The following is a 3278-nucleotide window of genomic DNA, read 5'->3' as shown; positions in this document are numbered from 1 at the left end:
TGCCGCATGCGGTCGATCTGCTCGTTTATCGAGGAGTCCTTCTCGATGTAGGTGTCGGTGCGCGGGACGTAGGCCTCGGGCTGGTAGTAGTCGTAGTAGGAGACGAAATACTCGACCGCATTGTCCGGGAAGAATGCCTTGAACTCGCTGTAGAGCTGGGCGGCGAGGGTCTTGTTGGGGGCGAGGATCAGGGCCGGGCGCTGGGTCTGTTCGATGACTTTGGCCATGGTGAAGGTCTTGCCCGAGCCGGTGACGCCCAGGAGGACCTGGTCGCGCTCGCCCGCGTCGGCCTGGGCGACGAGTTCGGCGATGGCCTGGGGCTGGTCGCCGGCGGGGGTGTAGCCGCTGACCAGCCGGAACTTGCCGCCCTTCTTCTTGCCGGCGTGGTCGGGCCGGTGAGGGCGCCAGTCGGCTGGGGCGCCGGGGGCCTCCTCGGGCGTCAGGCGCGGGCCGGTGACCGGCGCGAACATCGGCATCCGGTCCATCGGATTGGCCGAGGCCGGGATGAAGCGGACGGGCGCCTCCTGCATCCCGGCGGACTCGCCGGGGACATGCACGGGCTTCTTGGAGGTCGTGGCGCGGCCTTTCGGCGTGCTGGAACGGTTCATGAACTGAAGATAGGTCCGCGCAGGGGCGCACGCCAGTCAATGCGCGAGGCGCCCGGGGGCTGCGTCAGGCCGCCGCGGCGGCCTCCCGCTTGCGCTTCAGCCTCAGACGTCCGGTCCGCCAGAGGAAGGCGACCAGCAGGGCCACCCCCGTCAGGATGCCGACCGAAAGCAGCGGCCGCACCGCGAACCAGGCCACGGCGATCACCACGCCCCCGAGGAGCAGGCCCAGCAGGAGCGAGATCAGGCCCGTGCCCATGCCGACGATCGCCCCCACCGGCGGCAGGACGTCGGCCAGCACCTTCAGCGGCTGGAAGATCATGTTGAAGCCGATGATGATGACCAGCAGGCCGCCGGCGCGCAGAGCCCACAGCAGCATCCGGTTGTTGTCCTGGGCGGTCTGGAACATGTCGGCCGCCGGAACCCGGCCGTCCGCGACCAGCAGGATCTGGCCGCCGCTGTCGGCGCGATAGGGGATGAAGCCGTCGCCGGACTGGGCGCCGACCACGCTGAGTTCGCCGGGCCGCACCACCTGATAGCTGACGCGGGCGTCGCCGATCTGGGGCGAGGACGGATTGGTCCCGAGGTAGATCTCGGTCGCCGAGACGGTGGCGCGGTCGCCGGCCTGGGCCTCGAGCGCGGCGCGGGTCGGCTCGTCGAAGGTCAGGGCCTCGGCCGTGCCGGCCTGCTCGATAATCTCGTCGCTCAGCCAGAAGGCGCCCAGCCGCGCGTCGTCGGCGGTAAAGGCCTGGGGCTCGACGGGGAACGGCGGGTTCTCGTGTCCGGAGGGATGCCGGAACGACGACGAGTCCTGTGGCGTGTCGGACCAAACGCGGTCGTACTCATAGGTGGTGACCGTCTCCTCGCCGCCGCCCAGCCGGGTGCGGGTCTCGCTGCGGCTGGTCTCGCGCCACTGGTACATCTCGACGTTGCGGATCAGGCGCAGCGCGGTCGCCGAGACAGGCCAGCTGCTGTCAGTGACCGGGCCTCCGACCGTGGTCGTGCCCGAGACGTGGACGAGGGCGCCCTCGTTTGCGGGATCGACGGCGTCGGCGCCGATGTTCCGGACCACGCCCGCGCCCTGGTTTAGGGCCCGCTCGGTCTGGACGGCGCGGTGCTCGTTCCAGCCCAGCAGCGCGCAGCCGACGATGACGGCGATCAGGCCGACGACCACGCCCCCGAAGGCGCTGCCCAGCCGCGAGAACCAGCCCGTCTGGGTGGTCTCGGTGAAACGGTCATTCATGTGGAATCTCCCCCGAGAGTCGCCCGTCGAATAGCACCGTTCGGGGGGCCCGTCAGCGTGCGGCCACGCTTGACGACTCGCGGCGCCGGGCGTGACCTTCGCCCATGTCCAGGGCGGCGAAACTGACGCTGACGGCGGCCCTGCTGGTCGCGCTCGCCGCGTGCGGCGGGCCGCAGTATCCGGTGCGTGCGGGCGGGGGCTGGACGCCGAGCCAGCCGGGCGAGCGCCCGCCGCCGCCGGTCGGGGGCGGCACGGGCCTGATCGACGCCCCGATCGACGGCCGCACGCGCGACCGCATCGGCGAGGTCGGCGCCGACTTCCAGCAGTGCCACGCCGAACTGGCCTCGGCGCGCGTCGAGCTGACGCCGGTGGCGGACCTGGATGACGGCACCGGCTGCGCCTACGCAGGGGCGGGGACCGTAGACGTCGACTGGGGCACGGTCGCCCGGCTGAGCCCGGCGGCGCCCCTGCTGCGCTGCGAGGCGGCATTGGCGCTGAGCATCTGGCGGCGGCAGTCGGTCGAGCCGGCCGCGCGCGAGATCCTGGGCTCGGACGTCGTCCAGATCGATCAGATGGGCGCCTATTCGTGCCGCAATGTGAATGGGGCGGCCGGCGGGCGGCGCAGCGCGCATGCCCGCGCCAACGCCTTCGACGTCGGCGGTTTCCGGCTGAGGGACGGGCGGCGGATCACCGTCGCGGGCCACTGGAGCGGGGACAGTCCCGAGGCGCGGTTCCTGCGCCGCATCCGCGACGAGGCCTGCCAGGTCTACGGCACGGTCCTCTCGCCCGACTACAACGCCGCCCACAGCGACCACCTGCACCTGGAGGTGCGCGAAGGCTCCTGGACGATGTGCCGCTAGCCGGCGGCGGCGTCGCTCAGCGCATAGTGCTGCCGCCAGGCCTCCTGGTCGCCGTTGCGGCGCAGGGCGATCTCATAGGTGCCGAGGCCGATTTGCGGTGACGCACGCATGTCGAGCGTCCCCTCTCCGGTCTGGCAGTCCTCAGACAGGGTCGCGTTCACCTGAAAGTCGTGGGCCACGGCGCCGTCGGGCCCCGACGCCGTGAAGTGGATGAACAGCTCGCGGCCCGACAGTTCGGCCCGGCCTTCGCCCAGGCCGAGATTGGCCCAGACCATTCGCCCGTCGGGCGCGACGAGGAAGGTTCCGTACTCGCCCGCCGGGCCAGTCACGTGCCACTGAGCCGCGAGCGGGCAGGGGTCAGCCGGACCGCTGGTCGACTGGCCGGAGCCGCCCTCGCCGGGGCCGCAGCCGGCGAGGACGGCCGAGGCCGCGATGATCTGTAGCATGCGCATCTGGTTCTCCCTTAGCTCGGCGGCGGCGCCTTCCGTTCCGAACTGCGAGGCTTGAGTGCCTGGGCGCGGCGGCCGGGCGCTAGCTCGCGGCTCCCTCGCGCAGGCCGGGGTGATCTCT

At 71.7% G+C, this 3278-nt stretch carries 4 protein-coding genes; 1 reads left to right on the top strand and 3 read right to left on the bottom strand.

Features of this window, described 5'->3' with window-relative positions:
• The coding region (locus Q0M60_RS08825; RefSeq protein WP_296818384.1) for a DEAD/DEAH box helicase family protein at window positions 1-608 on the bottom strand (608 nt) is incomplete at its 3' end.
• Between the two features lie 64 nt (window positions 609-672).
• Window positions 673-1848: a TMEM43 family protein gene (locus Q0M60_RS08820; RefSeq protein WP_296818382.1), complete on the bottom strand. Its 1176-nt coding sequence runs from the start codon at window positions 1846-1848 to the stop codon at window positions 673-675.
• A gap of 104 nt (window positions 1849-1952) precedes the next feature.
• Here Q0M60_RS08820 and Q0M60_RS08815 point away from each other — a divergent pair, with 104 nt between their 5' ends.
• Complete coding sequence (locus tag Q0M60_RS08815) at window positions 1953-2708, top strand: extensin family protein (protein WP_296818380.1); 756 nt, start codon at window positions 1953-1955, stop codon at window positions 2706-2708.
• Here the strand turns inward: Q0M60_RS08815 and Q0M60_RS08810 are convergent.
• Window positions 2705-3160 (bottom strand): hypothetical protein, encoded by a 456-nt coding sequence (locus Q0M60_RS08810; protein WP_296818378.1) that lies wholly within the window; start codon window positions 3158-3160, stop codon window positions 2705-2707. The genes Q0M60_RS08815 and Q0M60_RS08810 overlap by 4 nt on opposite strands.
• Window positions 3161-3278 lie beyond the last annotated feature (118 nt).

Origin of the sequence: Brevundimonas sp. (assembly GCF_024711105.1) — a bacterium.
Taxonomy (GTDB): Bacteria; Pseudomonadota; Alphaproteobacteria; order Caulobacterales; family Caulobacteraceae; genus Brevundimonas.
Note: the sequence above shows the minus strand (reverse complement) of the source record. Positions and strands in the feature narration are given on the sequence as shown.

Coding starts and splice junctions, on each gene's coding strand:
- Q0M60_RS08820 (WP_296818382.1), bottom strand. CDS start 1,848: ATGAATGACCGTTTCACCGAGACCACCCAGACGGGCTGGTTCTCGCGG.
- Q0M60_RS08815 (WP_296818380.1), top strand. CDS start 1,953: ATGTCCAGGGCGGCGAAACTGACGCTGACGGCGGCCCTGCTGGTCGCG.
- Q0M60_RS08810 (WP_296818378.1), bottom strand. CDS start 3,160: ATGCGCATGCTACAGATCATCGCGGCCTCGGCCGTCCTCGCCGGCTGC.